This window comes from Paraburkholderia sp. 40, assembly GCF_050434105.1.
In the GTDB taxonomy this organism is placed as follows: Bacteria; Pseudomonadota; Gammaproteobacteria; order Burkholderiales; family Burkholderiaceae; genus Paraburkholderia; species Paraburkholderia tuberum.
In genome coordinates this window covers 2,908,424-2,923,814 of the sequence record NZ_JBNPVY010000002.1, presented here as the reverse complement: position 1 = coordinate 2,923,814, position 15,391 = coordinate 2,908,424, and the positions used below count along the sequence as shown (strand labels likewise).

The window sequence follows — 15,391 nt, the reverse complement described above, 5'->3', positions numbered from 1 at the left end:
CAAAGCGGTCATTCCGACGCCGAGTCGCAGCCTGTGTTGCACCTTGCGCCTCGGCAGCGCATGACTGATCCTGGCCGTCCCGGGCTGGAGCGTTGTCTGCGGTGCCACGGAATTGAACGTGCGACACCTGGCGCGTGAAGCGAGCGAAATAGACTTGAGACGCTGTGTTTCAGCTGAGGCAACTGACGCCGATACCGTACCTGGAAAGACCAGCATGGAGCCTGCGATACGGCGTGACCGGCTCAAAGGGGCACCGGACAACGGTCTGGTGTCCGGGGCATAGCAGCCGTTGGAGCGTCAGCGCCGGCGCGTAGCCGAACGGCAGAAAATGGCCTTCCGCTGCCCGAGGCAGTCCGCGCTGGTCTGCCCGATCAGGTCGTTCGATGGCGACCACCGTCATGACTGTTTTCAATCCAGCTACGACTTGAGCTCGAGTTCAGCTAACGGTTGCATAAAAGGCCGTGCGAAGCTGCTGATTCGCGGAAGCTACCTCGACGGCTCGGACCCGCTGCCGGGCAGTTGCCGCACCAGTTCGATGAATGCCCGCAACCCGGCGGGAATATGTCGGCTTCCGGGAAAATAGAGAAACAGTCCGGGAATGAGCGGGCACCAATCACTCAGCACCGCAACGAGCCGCTTGCGTGCCATCGCGTCGCGCGCATACGGCTCGGGTACGTATGCAATACCGAGTCCCCCCAGTGCCGCTTCGATCATCAACGTATTGCTGTCCATCGTGAGCGCGCCGGGCGGATCTATCGTGAAGGCCTGACCGTGACGCGCAAACTCCCATCGATAGCGTTTGCCACTGGGCAGACGTTGCCGGACGCAGCGATGGGCCTGCAATTCGTCCGGCACGGCAGGCCGGCCATGCTTGCGCAGATAACGCGGCGACGCCACTGCAACAAAGCGTAAATCCTCGCTGACCCGTACCGCGATCATGTCCTTGGGTACCGCTTCACCGAGCCTTACGCCTGCATCAAAGCCTTCCGCGACGATATCGACGAAACGTCCGTCCGAGACGAGATCCAGCTCCATCTGCGGATACGTCGCCAGAAAGCGCGGCACGACAGTCTGGAGCAGTTGACGGATCGCCCCGTCGCTTCCATTGATGCGCAGCGTGCCGCGAAGCGCCTCATCTTCCCGCGCGACATCGTCGAGCACGTGATCGAGATCGCCCAGCACAGGGCGCAGACGTGCAAGCAGACGCTCCCCCGCTTCTGTCAGGGATACGCTGCGCGTGGTCCGGTGCAGCAAGCGCACATCCAGATCGTTCTCGAGTCCGCGCATCGCATGGCTCAGCGCCGAACGCGACACGCCCAGTTCGCCTGCGGCCTGCACGAAGCTCCGCCGCGCGGCGACGACCATGAACGCCTGCAAATCGTTGAGAGTCGGTTTGCCCATTGGTGAATTTCCTTCAACACGTCATGCCGATCGGCCTGGCTTCTCCGACGAATTCCATTGTTCTAGCATGAACTCCTGATCCTTCCAACGGAGCATGAGCATGACGAAGAACTGGCTGATCACGGGCGCATCGAGCGGGCTGGGGCGTGGGCTGACGGAGAAGCTGCTGGCACGCGGCGACGGCGTTGTCGCGACGCTGCGCAGGCCCGGCGCATTGGACGATCTGCGCAAGCAACACGGCGATCGACTGGAGGTCGTCACTTGCGACCTGACGAACGTCGATGCAATCAGAGCCGCTGTAGCGCAGGCATTTGCTGCGCTCGCGCGCATCGACGTCGTCGTCAGCAACGCGGGCTACGGGCTGTTCGGCGCGGCCGAAGAGCTCGACGACGCCCAAATTGCACGGCAGATCGAGACGAATCTGACCGGGTCGATCCAGTTGATACGCGCGGTCATTCCGCGTCTGCGGGAACAGGGCGGCGGACGGATCGTGCAGGTGTCGTCGGAGGGCGGCCGAATCGGCTATCCGGCTTTTAGCATTTATCACGCGACGAAATGGGGAATCGAGGGTTTCGTCGAAGCTGCCGCGCAAGAAGTCGGACCGTTCGGCATCGACTTCGTGATCATGGAGCCCGGTCCTACGCGCACCAACTTTGGCGCGGGTCTCGACCGCGCGGCGCCGATGCGCGTGTACGACGACACGCCCGTCGGTGAAATCCGGTGCGCGCTCGACGCTGGCAATTTCGATTTTGCGGATGCGGCGAAAACTGTCGACGCAATGATCACCGCGATCGACAGCCCGTCCCCTCCGCTACGGCTTGCGCTGGGCAAATCCGCGTACGAATCGATACGTGCGTCGCTGACAAAGCAACTCGCGAGTCTCGAGGCGCAGAAGGAGATCGCATTGTCGGTGATGGAGCGTGGATAGCCAGATGGCGAGCCACTCGGTGGCCCCGGAACGTAGCGCAAGCGACGTTTCTGAAGGATGACTTCCAAGGGATGAAGAGATTCGAACAGCCGAACACTTCGTCAACCAAGGGAGCAGATGTGACCGGTCCGTAGTTGACGCGATCGCCCCAGATCGACACGCAAGTGCCCTCCGAATCCCGCGTGCTCTTTACGCCGGCTTCCGACCCTTTACTGCCGGTCGAGCCGTGGCGTTTCCAAGGACGGGCATCAGAGCGGAACGGTCATTTCGTGCCGTCACTCAAGGACAAGTCATCGGCCATAGCCGACGGGCGGTGATTAGGAGCCCTGCGGCGGCCGCACCTTGCTTTGCGGACATTCACAAACCGGCGTCGACGAATGGCAGCTCTCACAGCCGGTGAATGAGCCGTCACGACCCAAGTCGGTCGGCCCCCATGCCCGGTACCAAATGAGCGTTTTCGAAGTACAGCGGCCATTGACTGTGCAGAGGGCTGACACACGCTGCGCGAATATGCCCGGTCTGCGATCCGTCGTGATCGTCCCTCACCCGGGGCGTTAGCGACATGTGTTCACCGCGTCGGCATGCGAGGCGGGAATCGTGTATCGATTAGCCGCTCTCGCACTCCGGTTTTTATTTGAGGTCGACCGTGACGAAGCTTCGTGCGTGATTGCGCTGGATCAGCAACGCTGCCTTCTTGCCAGCCCTTGCCGCAAGCGACGCCAGTTCATCCTGGGACGCGACCAGCGTGCCGTTCAACGACAGCACGACATCGCCCGGCTTGATGCCGGCAGCGGCCGCTGTCCCCGACACGTCATCGACCATCAGACCTTGAGGAAGGTCCATGCTGCGCCGCTCCTGGTCGGTCAAAGAATGCATCGTGAGGCCAAGATGATCAAGCGCGTGAAACTGCCGCGAGCCGGCGTCAGAGCTTGGGCCTGCAACCCCGCCCGCACCTGCGTTCGCCTGTTGCGACGCTGGCCCGATATTCACCATCACCGTCATCGGCTTGTGATCGCGGATCAGCTTCAGCGGGACTTTCGTTCCGGTCTGCAACGCCGGGTTCTGTCCGGTTAGATCGGCCGCGTGGTCGATAGGCTTGTCGGCGAGTTGCACGATCACGTCGCCCGTTTTCAGATTGCTCGCCGCCGCCGGACTGCCCGGGTCGACCGACGTCACCAGCGCGCCCGCCGCGCGCGGCAGGCCGAACGCGCTCGCCAGATTCGTATCGACGTCCTCTACCTGAATGCCCAGATTGCTGCGCGCATTGTCTTGCGCGCTTAGCTGGCCCTGCTGGGCTTGCTCAGCCTGCAACTGCGAGCGCACCTTGTTCGCCATATTGATCGGGATTGCGAACGTCAGGCTCTGCAGGCGATCGCTATCGGCATACACCTGGACGTCGATGCCGACCACTTCGCCCGCGCGGTTGAACACGGGACCGCCCGAGTTGTCGGGGTTCAGCGACACGTCCGTCTGGAAGAACGGAAAGGTGCTGCCATCGGCGAGCGTGCGCGACGTCGCGCTGACGATGCCCGCCGTGACCGTGTTCTGATAGCTGTCTGGCGAACCGATCGTCAGCACCTGCTCGCCGACGCGCACGCGCGCCGAATCGCCGAGCTTGACGGTAGGCAGCTTCGTCGCGTCGATCTGGATCACGGCGATGTCACTTTGCGTATCGACGGCCACGATTTTTGCCTTGAACTCGCGCCGGTCGGTCAGACGCACGGTCACGTCACCCGACTGATCGACGACATGCGCGGTCGTCAGAATGAGACCGTTCGGGCTCACGATGAAGCCCGATCCGACGCCCGACATCGCGCGCGGCGTAGCGCCCTGGCCGTCTGGCGATTGTGGCAAGGCCTGCTTGAAGAACGCGAAGATGGGGTCGTCACCGTCGACCGCTTCGGCTCTGGGACCGAAAGCAGGCGTCGCGCTCGCGGGCGCATTCACCGGCACTGTCACGCGGATATTCACAACCGCTGGCCCATAGCGCTCGACAACCGCCGGAAAGTCGATTGGTGCCGCCGTGCTGGCGGTTGCAGCGCTCTTTTCCCTCGCTGGCGCGGTGGCGGGCGCCGAAGGTGGCGCTGATGCAGGAGCAACCGCGGAAGCAGCTGCCGGAGAAGTGGCGACTGCGGCTGCGTCCGCGCAGGAACAACCGGTCAGACATGCCGTTGTTACGGCGATGTAAAACCCGATGCGAGACAGGGTTGAGTGGGTCGATTGGCTAAGGTTAAGCACAGCGCACCTCCCATGGTGCCTTGCACTGTGAAGAAATTATTTCGCGCGTGTGATAGCGCCGAGCGTTCCAGTGCGCTCGCGCGCAGGGATGCGATCGACCCGATACATGATCTTCGATGGATCAAAGTCGACTTGAGATTCGGCTGCAGCATGTTTGCCAGAAATGGGCCATCAGGACGCGAACGGTTTGCTCGCTCGTCCTCTTTTATTTATAGGGAAGCAGCGGGCAAATTGCAGCGAGTACAAATCCTGGCGTGCGTCAAAGGGTTGTCGTCGGGGGCGTTTCATGCGGCGGTGCAAAAAGCGCCGACGATCCGTTCCTGCGCATAGGTAGGCGCGTCGTCGCCGGCCGCTTCTGACTGGTCGGCCCCGCGCTCGCCGCTGATGCTCAGTAGCCTTTTGTCGATGACAAGGCGCTGAGCGCGCGCGTTTCAAATGTCCCTGATCGACCCTCTACGGCTCTTCGACCCAGCGAGAAAGCAAGGGCCGCTTCAGGAGAGTGCAACGGCCATTCGCTTGGAGCGGCTAACGCAATAGGACCGTTGGCTCTTGATGCGGTACGTTTGCGGGCATGGCGAGAAGAACAGTAAGCAAAGAATTATGGTTGGCGCTGAGCCGCTGGTTCCGGAATTCAAGCCGTCCATCGAGGTGGACGGCGCCGTTCGGTCGATGACCGGGCGGCGCTCAACGGCATCCTGTATGTGCTGAACGATTGCGCCTGGCGATGCTCAGCCGGCTGCGGGAGGACGGTCAAATCGACTGGAGTCGCGCAAGCGTTGATGGCTCTAGCGTGGTCAGCCGTCCGGACAAGCTTCATGCTGATAAGGCTTGCGATTATAGGCGCTGCAGGAGCGATTTTTGCTGATCTGCCGAGTATCGCCGCGCGCATTGCACGCCGCAATCGTCTGTTCGCGCTTTGTCGATGACTTGCCTTAGCGAGTCTTAGGCGGAAGCTGAAACGGCCGGTAATTCGACGGGCGCAGCGACGTCACTAATTTTATTCCGCTCCGACGAGGAGACGACAATGATGACGATGGCGTTAGGCCTACGGTTAGCGTCGGCGGCTGTGTTAGCGATCGGCCTCGCCGGGTGCGGCGGTGGTGGCGATTCCGCCAGTACGGATGCCGGTGCATCGGCAAAGGCGTTAGCCGCCACCGGCAGCCCCACCGCGGACGGTGGATCGGTCGCGTCCACGATCGTTAAACTTCAGCGCTATCGGATCGACCCGACGAAGGTCTTCGTCGCCGGTATTTCGTCTGGCGGTTTCGCGGCGGTGCAGATGCATGTTGCCCACTCTTCGACCTTCAAAGGGGCCGCTGTCTACGCGGGCGGGGTGTACTGGTGTGCCGGCGCCGGGGGAGCCGCGACAGCTTTGGCAAACTGTGGCGGTTTGACGCTTCCGTCGAATCAGGCGTCGTACAAGAGCACGCTTACGGAATCCGAGGCGTATCTGGACGCGCAATCGTCCCTCGGTACCATCGACCCGGCGACGAATCTGCGTGAACAGCCCGTCTACCTCTGGTCCGGCACGCAAGACCAGGTCGTCAATCCGCTCGAAATGGCCGACCTCAACTCGGAATACCGACGTTATGGGGCCAATGTTCACTTTGACAATGCCTATCCCGCCGAGCACGGCTGGGAATCGCCTGACGGCGAACTTGCATGCGGCACGCTCGGGAGTCCCTACATGGTGCGCTGCTTGGCAAATGGCGCAGTCTACGATTCAGTAGAAACGTGGCTGACGATGTTCCTCGGTCCATTGAAACCGCGCAACAACGGAAAGCTGTCGGGTACGCTGTCTTCATTCGATCAGACGGAGTTCGGAGCGTCGCCAAACCTTTCGATGAGCTCGACAGGCAGCGTTTTTGTTCCCAAAGCCTGCGCGCAAGGGGACAAGTGCGGATTCGTGCTCGCTCTCCACGGCTGTCTGCAGGAGGCATCACTTATCGGAAACCGCTGGGTCACCGAGGCCGGCCTCAACGAATGGGCCGACACTAACAAACTGGTGGTCGTGTATCCCGACACGATTGCGTCGTCTGCGCCGGGGCCAACCAACCCGAATGCATGCTTCGACTGGTGGGGCTACTCCAATCAATACGACCCGAACTACGCACTCAAGAGCGGCTTGCAAATGTCGGTGCTCTACGCGATGGTGCAGCGCGTGACTGGCCGACCGTAGGGCCGTCGGGGCACGGTTCGAATCGGGCGGCCGGTCGCCGCTGGCAGCAGGGCTTATTGGGTGCCAAATGATCAAGGTGGGGCCGTCGAGGGCCGGCTTTTGACGTTCAACCGGCGGAGTTTTTGGGGCATTCCAGTATTCACCCCCGGGAATCGTTGAGGCTGTCTGGTTCAAGGTGATGCCGATGCGACAGCGCTGTTGCTGGGTTGCCGGTAATAGTTTGCCTCAGCTTCGACAGGCAAGATGAGCCCAAAAGGGTTCCATCGATCGATGGTGATTGAACCAGGCCACCCATTCGAGCCTGGCCAGCTCGACGGATTCGCGAGTTTTCCATGGGGTACGGCGATGAATCAATTCCGCTTGGTGCAGACCATTGATCGTCTCTCCGAGCGCGTCGTCATGACTGTCGCCGGGACCACCACGATCATCCGCAAAGACTGATGAAGCAACGTTCATCTGCGCCCAACGAACGACCGTTTGCCGGGCGGATTCGACATTTGAACGTCCGAAGGCCCTGACCGCCGGATGACGCTTAATGGCCGATGACTGCCTCATGCAATGGGCGCACATCGCTCGAACTTCGCAAGGCCGCGATCGGCGACACGCGACCCGTTGTTGACGATGGACGAACACGCGTGGATGTCTCCAATTGAATGGCAACCCGCCGTACGTTGATTGCGGCGCAAATCCGGGCTTCGCCGACCTGCCGCCGAGGATTCGCTCCGGAAGTGATTCATCGGGCAGCCTTTATGCAATTGAGCAAGCGGACTTGCTCTACATGCACAGCGGACGCCACTCCGTCGCAATCATAGTAACCACAAGAGAGGCCTGCACTATTGTCGTTGCGGATGATCAAGAAAGAAGCGCAGCATTTCGGCACTCGCATCCGGACCAGTAGCGTCCGTATAACTGCCTCGTGCATTGCCGCCTGCCCAAGCGTGCCCTGCGCCATGAATGGTCCACAACTCGGCGTCGATACCGTCGTCGGAAACCAGCCGCGAGACGGTACAGGCGCGTCGGCCCGCGTCGACCCGACGCCGTTCGCTGCCGGCGTCCGGCCGTGCGTCGAACCTCTGCACGAGCCGCGTGGCATTCGCTACGTGAACGGTGGCATCCGCGTCACCATGAAAGACGATCATGGGCCGTCTCGGTGACAAGTCTGTATCGCCTTGCACGCGCCGTGCGTTTCGGGGGTGCTTGCCGCCTTTCATCGCCGCGAGCGCGGAGGGTAAATTGTGCGCGCACCGTGCCGGAAGACCGGAATGCACGCCGACCGCGGCATACAGCTCGGGATACTCGGCGATCATGATCGCCGCCATTGCGCCCCCGGCGGACATCCCCGCGATGTACACGCGCGCAGGATCGACGTTGTGGGCCGAGATGATTTCGCGCGTGATGCCTGCGATCAGCGACGGCTCGCCGCGCTCGCGATGCTGATCGTCAGGTTTGAACCAGTTCCAGCACTTCGACGGATTCGCCTGCCGCGGTTGCACCGGATAAGCTACGAGACATCGATGCCGCTCGGCAAGCGCGTTCATCTGCGTGCCTGCTGCGAAATCGTCGGCGTCCTGCGTGCAGCCGTGCAGCATCACAATCAGTGGCAGCGGCTCGCCGGCGCCCCCCGCCGGCACATACAGCCGATATTGACGGCGACCGGCGGCATTCGCATACGCAAGCGTGATGAAATGTCCTCGTTCCTCCACGTCAACGCAGTCTTCTCGGGCCTTGTGCGCGGTCGCTTCCTTGGTCTTTGCAAACGGGAAGACAACGGGCTCTGGCGTCTTGTCCCGCGACGCAGTTTCGTTCACTACACCGACGCTTTCCCCTCGCAGTGCGCGTTGTATCGCTTCTGTCGCTTCGGCAACGCCGCGGGTACGCAGCAAAGTCATCGCTTCGTGCATTGAGTTCAGAAAGCCTTCGTTGAGTTTCATCACATTTGTCCGATTACCGGTGTTGAGGGGGTGGGCCTCGCGCGGCTAGTGGATTCTGCCGGCAAGCGCCGTCTTGACTGCGGGCGAAGCGTGAAAGGCTCCCAGCACCACGACGCTTTCGATAGTCGCGAGCGCGAGTTCCGGGGAGACATCGGCGGCAATGCTGGCCAATCCCAGGACCTGGATGTTGAGACGCTCGCGCGCGGCTCGAATCGCCTCGAGATCCTGCCTGGAGAAATGCTGCAGCCCGAGCACGAGCGAACGACGCGCAACCGTTTCCTGGACGACCCGCGCATGTAGCGCGAGCTGGTTGCGAATCGCCGTTCGGATCAGGTCGGTCCGGTTCGCATAGAAGCCTTCTTCAACCAGGAGATCGATCTGCCCGAGGTCGACGGGTCCGAGGTTGATCGTGATTTTTTCCGAGTCGCCGCCTTTCGAGCGGGGGGTGTCCAATACCGCGGGTTTCTTCATCGCACCATCCTTTCGCCATCTATATGGATGGTTATAGGATGGTTTTAGATGCGGCGCAACATAAAATTTGGGGCGAGACGCCTTCTGGGCTCGCCGCATCGCTGGTCGTGGGGGCTAGATAGAGCGCGGATATCGCTCAGTGGTTGTCGCGTGACTTTCCCAAGCGCTATCGCCGGTCGGTGCGCACATGCATAGCTACGAGGTACTGGCCGGTTTGAGGACGCGGCAGCGGTTGAATACTGCGCTGAGCCTCCTCGGCTTCGCGGAACAAATCGCCCGCCGGTCTCATCGTTGTAAAGGCCGGTTACAGCGCTGGGTTTGCGACACGCGCCTTCCTCGATCTGGTGGCTCAATACTATTCGTTTAACAATAGCCGAGGCCCTACTCGCTGAGCAGAACCTTCCGCACGTCGGACTCGGGGGCAATGCGCTCATCCTGCCCCGCTTGACCGGGCACTGGGCATCCAGTGATGTCGCGCCTGCAAGGTCCGACTCGATCGTGCCGCCAGGGTAGGCCGTACTGGATTCGAACCAGTGACCAACGGATTAAAAGTCCGCTGCTCTACCAGCTGAGCTAACGGCCCGACTCGCCCGAGGTTCCCCGCGACCGGGGCACTTCTTGCCTGTTTGGCCTAGCCGATGATCGTGCGACTCGTGGATCGCGCCGGCTCCGATTTTGGCACGGTCAACGTGAGCACTCCATTGTCAAACTTTGCCAGGGCGTGATCGGGGTCGGCGTTTTCCGGCATCGGGATTGTGCGCATGAAGCTTCCATAGGCGCGCTCGAGCCGGTAGCAGCCGTCTTCCTCGCTGCGTACGTCCTGTTTCTTTTCGCCGCGCAACACGATCGCCCCGTCCTCGACGCTAACACTCAGGTCTTCCCGCTCCATCCCGGGCAGTTCGGCGGTCACGCGCAGTACCTTCCCTTCGTCGACCACGTCGATGCGCGGCTGGAAGCGCGATGAACTGAAGTCGCCAACCATCGTTCGAGCGCGCCGCGACCTGCAAACGGGTCATGGAAGAACTCTTCCAAAGCACGCCACGGTTCGCGTGCGAACAGCCGCGGAATGTCAGGCCACGGGGCACGCCACTGTTCGTTCGCCGGGGGGCTTTCCGGGCTGTCCGCATCGGACTTGCGGGCCGCCCCGCGTAGGAACTTGAAGGGATTCCACTTTTTCGGATCCGTATTCATCGTATCCTCTTCTACAGTCTGGCCGGAGAACCGGATTCCTGTCATTGCGCTGAAGTCGCGACTCTGCCCTCGACATTCCGGACTGCATCTGCGGAACGCCGCCACGGCCGCCTCGCGATCCGCGGTGCGTCCTGTCACGTACCGGCACCGCGCCGTATGCTGAGCGTGCGTCCGCGCCAGCATTCATGTATGACGTCCGCATCCAGGCCTCCGCAGTCAGTAGGTGGCGGCCAGACGACCGCCACCGGTTTTCTCCCTGTCGTTGTTGCCCACCTGCCGACTTCAGTCCGTCCGCACCTCGATCCGGCGCGGCCGGGCTTCGTCGCGGCGCGGTATCGTCAGTTTCAGCACGCCGTCCTTCAGGTTCGCATCGATTTTCGTTGCGTCAAAGTCAGCCCCAAGAGCGAACGCCCGCGCGAAATGCGGCTGGCGGATCTCCGCATGTTGCAGGCGCAGCCCCGCCGGCGTGGGCACCACCGCCTCGGCCTCGACGTACAGGTTGCCATCGTGTACCTTCACATCAAGGCGGTCCTTTGTAACGCCGGGCAGATCAGCCCACAGGGTGACGCCCTGGCTATCCTCGAAGATGTCTACGGGCGGCGTTAGCGTGATCGGGCGTTGCGACTGCTCGTCTTCGCGACGGGCCACCGCCGTTTCGTCTTTCCTGGCAAGTTCTGTCGTGTCGTTCATGATGTCCTCCTCAGTTCTGCGACCGGTTTCATTGAACAGTGATGGCCCGCGGCTTCGACGTCTCCCGCTTGCCGATGCTCACGGTCAGGCAACCATTGGTGTACTGCGCCGTCACCTTGTCGGGGTCCGCATGCTGCGGCAGTTCAATGACGCGCCGGAAGGTGCCGACGAATCGCTCCTGCGCATAGGTACGCACGTCGTCGCCGGCCGCTTCCGGCTGTCCCGTCTGGCGCTCGCCGCTGATGGTCAGCAGCCCCTTGTCAATCGACACATCGAGCTTCGCCGGATCGACGCCTGGGGCGAACGCGACGATCTCGATAGAGTCGTCGGTCGAGCCGATGTTGACCTGCGGGAAGGCGCCGAAGCGCCCGGAACGGATGCTGGAGGGGAAGCCGCCGAAGAGGCTCGCCATCTGCCGTTGCAGACGGTCGAACTCGCTGAAAAGGTCGGTCCCGAAGTAGAGACCACTCATGATCGTTTCCTCCTTCGATGCAGCAGGGAAACGAACCGGCCTACGCGCTCCAGTCCGTCCGCCATGCTGCCGGCAAACAAATCGAAACACGCAGCGCGCCGGAATGCCGGCGCGACTGCCTGAGCGGAATTCAGAATAGAATCCCAAACGAAAATTTCAAGGGGATTTTGCGGCTTTCTGTTCCTGAAGCCGGGAGGTCACATCCCTATCTTCACGAGGTCCTGACGACCATGCGAGGACACCATGGAATTCGCATACGATTGGCTGCCCCTTGGCCAGCACCGAATCAGGTTGCGCTCAACAAAGGGGTTCCCGACTGAGACGATGCGCACGGCGGTCGAAGTCATCCGGCTGGCGATCGACAGCAACATGAGCGCGCGTGCGCGGCTGGTTGAAGTGATATTCCTGCAGGAAACCGCCTACGAGATTGCGGTCGGCACCACGTTCGCCGACGACCGGCTTTGCGCGGCGCAGCTGGAAGCGGCGATAGCGACCGTCCTGGGCCTGCAGCCCGCGCAGGTCAATATTTCAGTGACCGTAGTCACCCAGGAAGAGGTCGATCTGCACTTTGGTGTCTACGAAAGGATGCTCGCCGAAAAGCTCGGCGTGGTACCGCCGATCCAGTGATGCGTCGTGGCAGGCAGCGGGCGGACGATCGGCATGGGCACAACTCCGCGCTTGCCGCGCAGTCGCCCGGCTGCGGCTGCTGACGGCGGCGCCGCCTTTGCTGCAATACAGTTAGCAGCGTCCAACCGGATTGCGTACTGCAGAGTCACGCCCTGAGGTGGTCCGTCAAGTTTTTTTGAACGGGAGCCTGTTCTTCCGAAGCCCTCCCGGTTTGACCTGCACGTTGCTGGCCGGGCGAGTTACCCACCGCCGCCCTGTCATGTTCGCTTTGTTGCTCGGCTCCCGCGTCAAGGGATCGAAAATGCGCGCCAAGGTTTCATGCTCGATGGCGGGTCCGCTGTTTCTGACATCGATATAAACCTGGGTTGCGTCTCCGGTCACCTCCACGCGCACCGGCGTATCCTGTGCCCCATACTTGATGGCATTGAGTACCAGGTTCTGAAGCAATTGCTGCAGGCGCCGGCCATCCCACACTCCGTGTAAATTGCCCCTCACCTGAAGCTCGATCTGCCGGTCAGAGTGAACCGCACGCAGTTCATCGATTTCGTCGGCAAGCACGCCCGCCAGATCGATACTCGTTGGCATGACGTTGATGCCCAGGCCCAGCCGCGTCCGGCGGTAGTCACGACCTGCAGCGCGAGTTGGCTCCCGCTGTCATGGCTCGGGGCAGTAGTCGCGCGAAGGAGCTTTGTTCGTTGTGCGCGTCGATCTGCGACGCTTGCGCCGCTGAGTGCGAAAAGCACCAGCACGAACGCTGCGAGCAATGCGCGGAAGCCTGTCGGCGCTGAAGGAATGCACAGCTATGAGGCAGTAAGCAGGGGCTCGCGTTGAGGTCGCATATGCATCGACGTGCCGCAGACGACGACGCGAAATAGCGACGTTCACGGCCGCCGCGCGGCAGGCCAGCAGTAAGCGGGCATATCGACATCGGCACACGGACGTCGGCAATGGCCAATGACGTGTCGCACCGTTACGAGCTGACGACCGTTGCTCCCGGGGAACTGCCGCTGACTTCGTGCGAACTTCCCGGAGCTCCGTACCCCAGCGGGTCCATCCCGCTGCCGGGAAAACATTACTGCTTCTGTAACGGTTGGCCGTGCAGCCAGCCATGAATATTCGCTAGCACCTCAGTCTCGATCCCAAGAAACCCATGCGGCGAGTGCCCACCGCACCTTGTTGACGTATCGCCTTCTCCTTCCGTCGAACCGACTTCGTCATACGCAAAGTGGTTGCTCTCGGCCAGCCGCTTACCCGCATATGCCGGCGACGACACGCATTGGTCGTTCCGGTTGGAGACAACGAGCACCCGATATGTAGTGCCATCCACGTCAAGATCGGAGATAGTCGCGCCGCCCCCCTTGTGGGAAACCGTGACCGGTGAAGTCAGGACAAAGGCATCCGCGATGTTTGGATCGCGTTCCAGCGCGTTGCCGACCGACACCGTGCCTGCGCTCGTCCCGATCAGCGCAATCTTCGACTTTGGGAACCGCTCGCGCAACTTTGCCACGATGGCCTGCGTGTCGGCGAACGACTCCTTGCTGCGACGGAACAGGTCATCGACGCCCGGCGCACGGTCGGACGGCGTATCGACCAGCACCACGGCGTCTCCTCGATCGATCCAATGGTGAGCTGAGCGGATCAGGAAATTGCCCTTGAGCGTCGTCGCGCCGGTAGTGTCCAGATGCAGGGCGCCCGGCGTGCCTCCGAACAGAACGACGACCCACGCCGGGCTCGACGAAGGCGACTCGACAAAAATGCTTTGCGTGGCTCCTTCGCGCGACGCAAACGTCACGAGTTCGCCGTGGTCGAGCGGATCGGCATAGATATGGGCGGATAGCATGAGAACAGCCAGCGTGCAGCAAAAACGTTTCATACAAGAGTCCTCGAGCTATCGATGACGGAGTCGAATGCCATGCAGGTCGTTCGCTCTCCACATGCTCGCGCATCATTAGATACCTTGAACGCAGGCTTCTGTCGGTCACGATCTACCTGACGGACATCGCGCTGTTCGACCGCATTGTTAAGTTAACGCTGAATAAGACGGCCGAGCAACGGGAGGTTGGCACTGATGTTCGCTCGAACACAACGGATGAGCGTCAAGGCGCAAAACCATCAGAATAAGGCGCGAAATGGAGAGGTTCCCCGACCAGTTTTGACAAATTCAACTGCTATCCTTCAAAACTTGAACCCGTTCACTATCGCGGCTTTATCCAGGTAGTTGCTGCCGCAGGTCTCGCCAAACGCAGTCCATCAGCGCTCAAAATCGGAGTAGTCAACATCCCGCGAACCTCTCAACCCCGATGTCACTCGGGCAGCGAAAGCCGGTACTGCGGAAGCGGATTGCGCAGACCTCAACATGGACCAAGGATTACCAGCATACTGGCCCGGTAGAGCCTGAAATTCGTCGTATCGTTCGCACCGCCATGAGGGATATATGCATAAACCCACCGACACTGAAACGATCCGGAGCAATGAATTGCAGCAGGTCAAGGCGACTTATGCCAAGCTTTGCGAGGACTACATTGCACATCGTAGCGATGGTGAATACCGGGACTATGTGCAATCGGTCATTGCCAACAACGCGAGTCTCGATCGCCACGTGCGCGCGTTCGAAATTTACGCACCGTATATCAAGCGTGGCATGAAAGTGCTCGACTGGGGATGCCGGCACGCCCCAGATTCGTGCATGCTTCGCACGCTCTACCATGACATCGATATATATGGCTGCGACATCTGCAAGGATGGGGAATTCGCGGAATTCCATGAGTACGCCGGGTTATCTTTCGCATCGCTCGATCATGAATTTCTGCTGCCCTACGAAGACAATCAATTCGACGTGGTGATCGGAAGCGGTGTACTCGAGCACGTTGCCCGCGAGCAAAAGAGCCTCGATGAGCTATGGCGCGTGCTGAAAGACGACGGTTTGCTGATAATCACATTTTTACCTAACCGCTTATCGGTGACGGAAAACGCGTGCAGAGTCATGAAGAAGTACACGGGCCATAATCGGCTGTACAGTCTCAGCGACTCGAGGCGCCTGTTTCTCAGGTCGGGATTCGTACTGGAAGAATGCGGCTATCATCAGGTCTTTCCCACCTTCGCAAAAGGCATAAAGGGCGGCGGAGCGCTCAACGCCCTGGCCAATATCGGCATGAAGCTGAACCGGCCTTTCGAGCGGATACCGATCGTGAATGCAGTCTCGGCTAATCTGTTTTTCATCCTCCGCCGCGTGCATGAGATGTAGCAGGCGGCCGCCAAGGCGG

Annotated in this window: 12 protein-coding genes, 1 tRNA gene and 3 pseudogenes; 5 read left to right on the top strand and 11 right to left on the bottom strand. The window is 61.0% G+C overall.

The window, feature by feature from the left end:
• Positions 1 to 486: 486 nt before the first annotated feature.
• Positions 487 to 1,401, bottom strand: a complete 915-nt coding sequence (locus OKW28_RS14880; protein ID WP_429446625.1) for a LysR family transcriptional regulator — start codon at positions 1,399 to 1,401, stop codon at positions 487 to 489.
• A gap of 100 nt (positions 1,402 to 1,501) precedes the next feature.
• Here OKW28_RS14880 and OKW28_RS14875 point away from each other — a divergent pair, with 100 nt between their 5' ends.
• Positions 1,502 to 2,329, top strand: coding sequence for an SDR family oxidoreductase (locus tag OKW28_RS14875; protein ID WP_429446623.1), 828 nt, complete (start codon positions 1,502 to 1,504; stop codon positions 2,327 to 2,329).
• Between the two features lie 630 nt (positions 2,330 to 2,959).
• Here OKW28_RS14875 and OKW28_RS14870 read toward each other — a convergent pair.
• Positions 2,960 to 4,300, bottom strand: a complete 1,341-nt coding sequence (locus OKW28_RS14870; protein WP_429446621.1) for a trypsin-like peptidase domain-containing protein — start codon at positions 4,298 to 4,300, stop codon at positions 2,960 to 2,962.
• A gap of 838 nt (positions 4,301 to 5,138) precedes the next feature.
• On the opposite strand from OKW28_RS14870, the pseudogene OKW28_RS14865 reads away from it, so the two are divergent.
• Both OKW28_RS14865 and OKW28_RS14860 read left to right on the top strand, forming a co-directional pair.
• Positions 5,139 to 5,372 (top strand): annotated as a pseudogene (locus tag OKW28_RS14865) (IS5/IS1182 family transposase); the annotation flags it as partial.
• Positions 5,373 to 5,591: 219 nt separating this feature from the next.
• Positions 5,592 to 6,746 carry an extracellular catalytic domain type 2 short-chain-length polyhydroxyalkanoate depolymerase gene (locus tag OKW28_RS14860; RefSeq protein ID WP_429446619.1) on the top strand — a complete coding sequence of 385 codons (1,155 nt, stop codon included), beginning with the start codon at positions 5,592 to 5,594 and terminating at the stop codon, positions 6,744 to 6,746.
• Positions 6,747 to 6,916: 170 nt separating this feature from the next.
• Here the strand turns inward: OKW28_RS14860 and OKW28_RS14855 are convergent.
• The 7 genes and pseudogenes from OKW28_RS14855 to OKW28_RS14825 form a co-directional block, all read right to left on the bottom strand.
• Positions 6,917 to 7,166 (bottom strand): annotated as a pseudogene (locus OKW28_RS14855) (IS3 family transposase); the annotation flags it as partial.
• Positions 7,167 to 7,579: 413 nt separating this feature from the next.
• Positions 7,580 to 8,677, bottom strand: coding sequence for an extracellular catalytic domain type 1 short-chain-length polyhydroxyalkanoate depolymerase (locus OKW28_RS14850; protein ID WP_429446617.1), 1,098 nt, complete (start codon positions 8,675 to 8,677; stop codon positions 7,580 to 7,582).
• Positions 8,678 to 8,722: 45 nt separating this feature from the next.
• Positions 8,723 to 9,148 (bottom strand): CopG family transcriptional regulator, encoded by a 426-nt coding sequence (locus tag OKW28_RS14845; protein WP_018420777.1) that lies wholly within the window; start codon positions 9,146 to 9,148, stop codon positions 8,723 to 8,725.
• Positions 9,149 to 9,658: 510 nt separating this feature from the next.
• Positions 9,659 to 9,731 (bottom strand) — tRNA-Lys (locus tag OKW28_RS14840).
• 48 nt (positions 9,732 to 9,779) lie between these two features.
• A pseudogene (locus tag OKW28_RS14835) lies at positions 9,780 to 10,339 on the bottom strand (Hsp20/alpha crystallin family protein).
• A gap of 282 nt (positions 10,340 to 10,621) precedes the next feature.
• Positions 10,622 to 11,029: an Hsp20/alpha crystallin family protein gene (locus OKW28_RS14830; RefSeq protein WP_429446615.1), complete on the bottom strand. Its 408-nt coding sequence runs from the start codon at positions 11,027 to 11,029 to the stop codon at positions 10,622 to 10,624.
• 28 nt (positions 11,030 to 11,057) lie between these two features.
• Positions 11,058 to 11,501, bottom strand: a complete 444-nt coding sequence (locus OKW28_RS14825; RefSeq protein WP_429446613.1) for an Hsp20/alpha crystallin family protein — start codon at positions 11,499 to 11,501, stop codon at positions 11,058 to 11,060.
• A 243-nt stretch (positions 11,502 to 11,744) separates the two neighbouring features.
• On the opposite strand from OKW28_RS14825, the gene OKW28_RS14820 reads away from it, so the two are divergent.
• Positions 11,745 to 12,128 (top strand): hypothetical protein, encoded by a 384-nt coding sequence (locus OKW28_RS14820; protein WP_429446611.1) that lies wholly within the window; start codon positions 11,745 to 11,747, stop codon positions 12,126 to 12,128.
• A gap of 165 nt (positions 12,129 to 12,293) precedes the next feature.
• Here the strand turns inward: OKW28_RS14820 and OKW28_RS14815 are convergent, their stop codons facing one another.
• Positions 12,294 to 12,713, bottom strand: a complete 420-nt coding sequence (locus tag OKW28_RS14815) for an ATP-binding protein (protein WP_429446609.1) — start codon at positions 12,711 to 12,713, stop codon at positions 12,294 to 12,296.
• Positions 12,714 to 13,200: 487 nt separating this feature from the next.
• Positions 13,201 to 14,001 (bottom strand): alpha/beta hydrolase, encoded by an 801-nt coding sequence (locus OKW28_RS14810; RefSeq protein ID WP_429446607.1) that lies wholly within the window; start codon positions 13,999 to 14,001, stop codon positions 13,201 to 13,203.
• A gap of 561 nt (positions 14,002 to 14,562) precedes the next feature.
• On the opposite strand from OKW28_RS14810, the gene OKW28_RS14805 reads away from it, so the two are divergent.
• Complete coding sequence (locus OKW28_RS14805; RefSeq protein ID WP_429446605.1) at positions 14,563 to 15,372, top strand: class I SAM-dependent methyltransferase; 810 nt, start codon at positions 14,563 to 14,565, stop codon at positions 15,370 to 15,372.
• Positions 15,373 to 15,391: the final 19 nt, after the last annotated feature.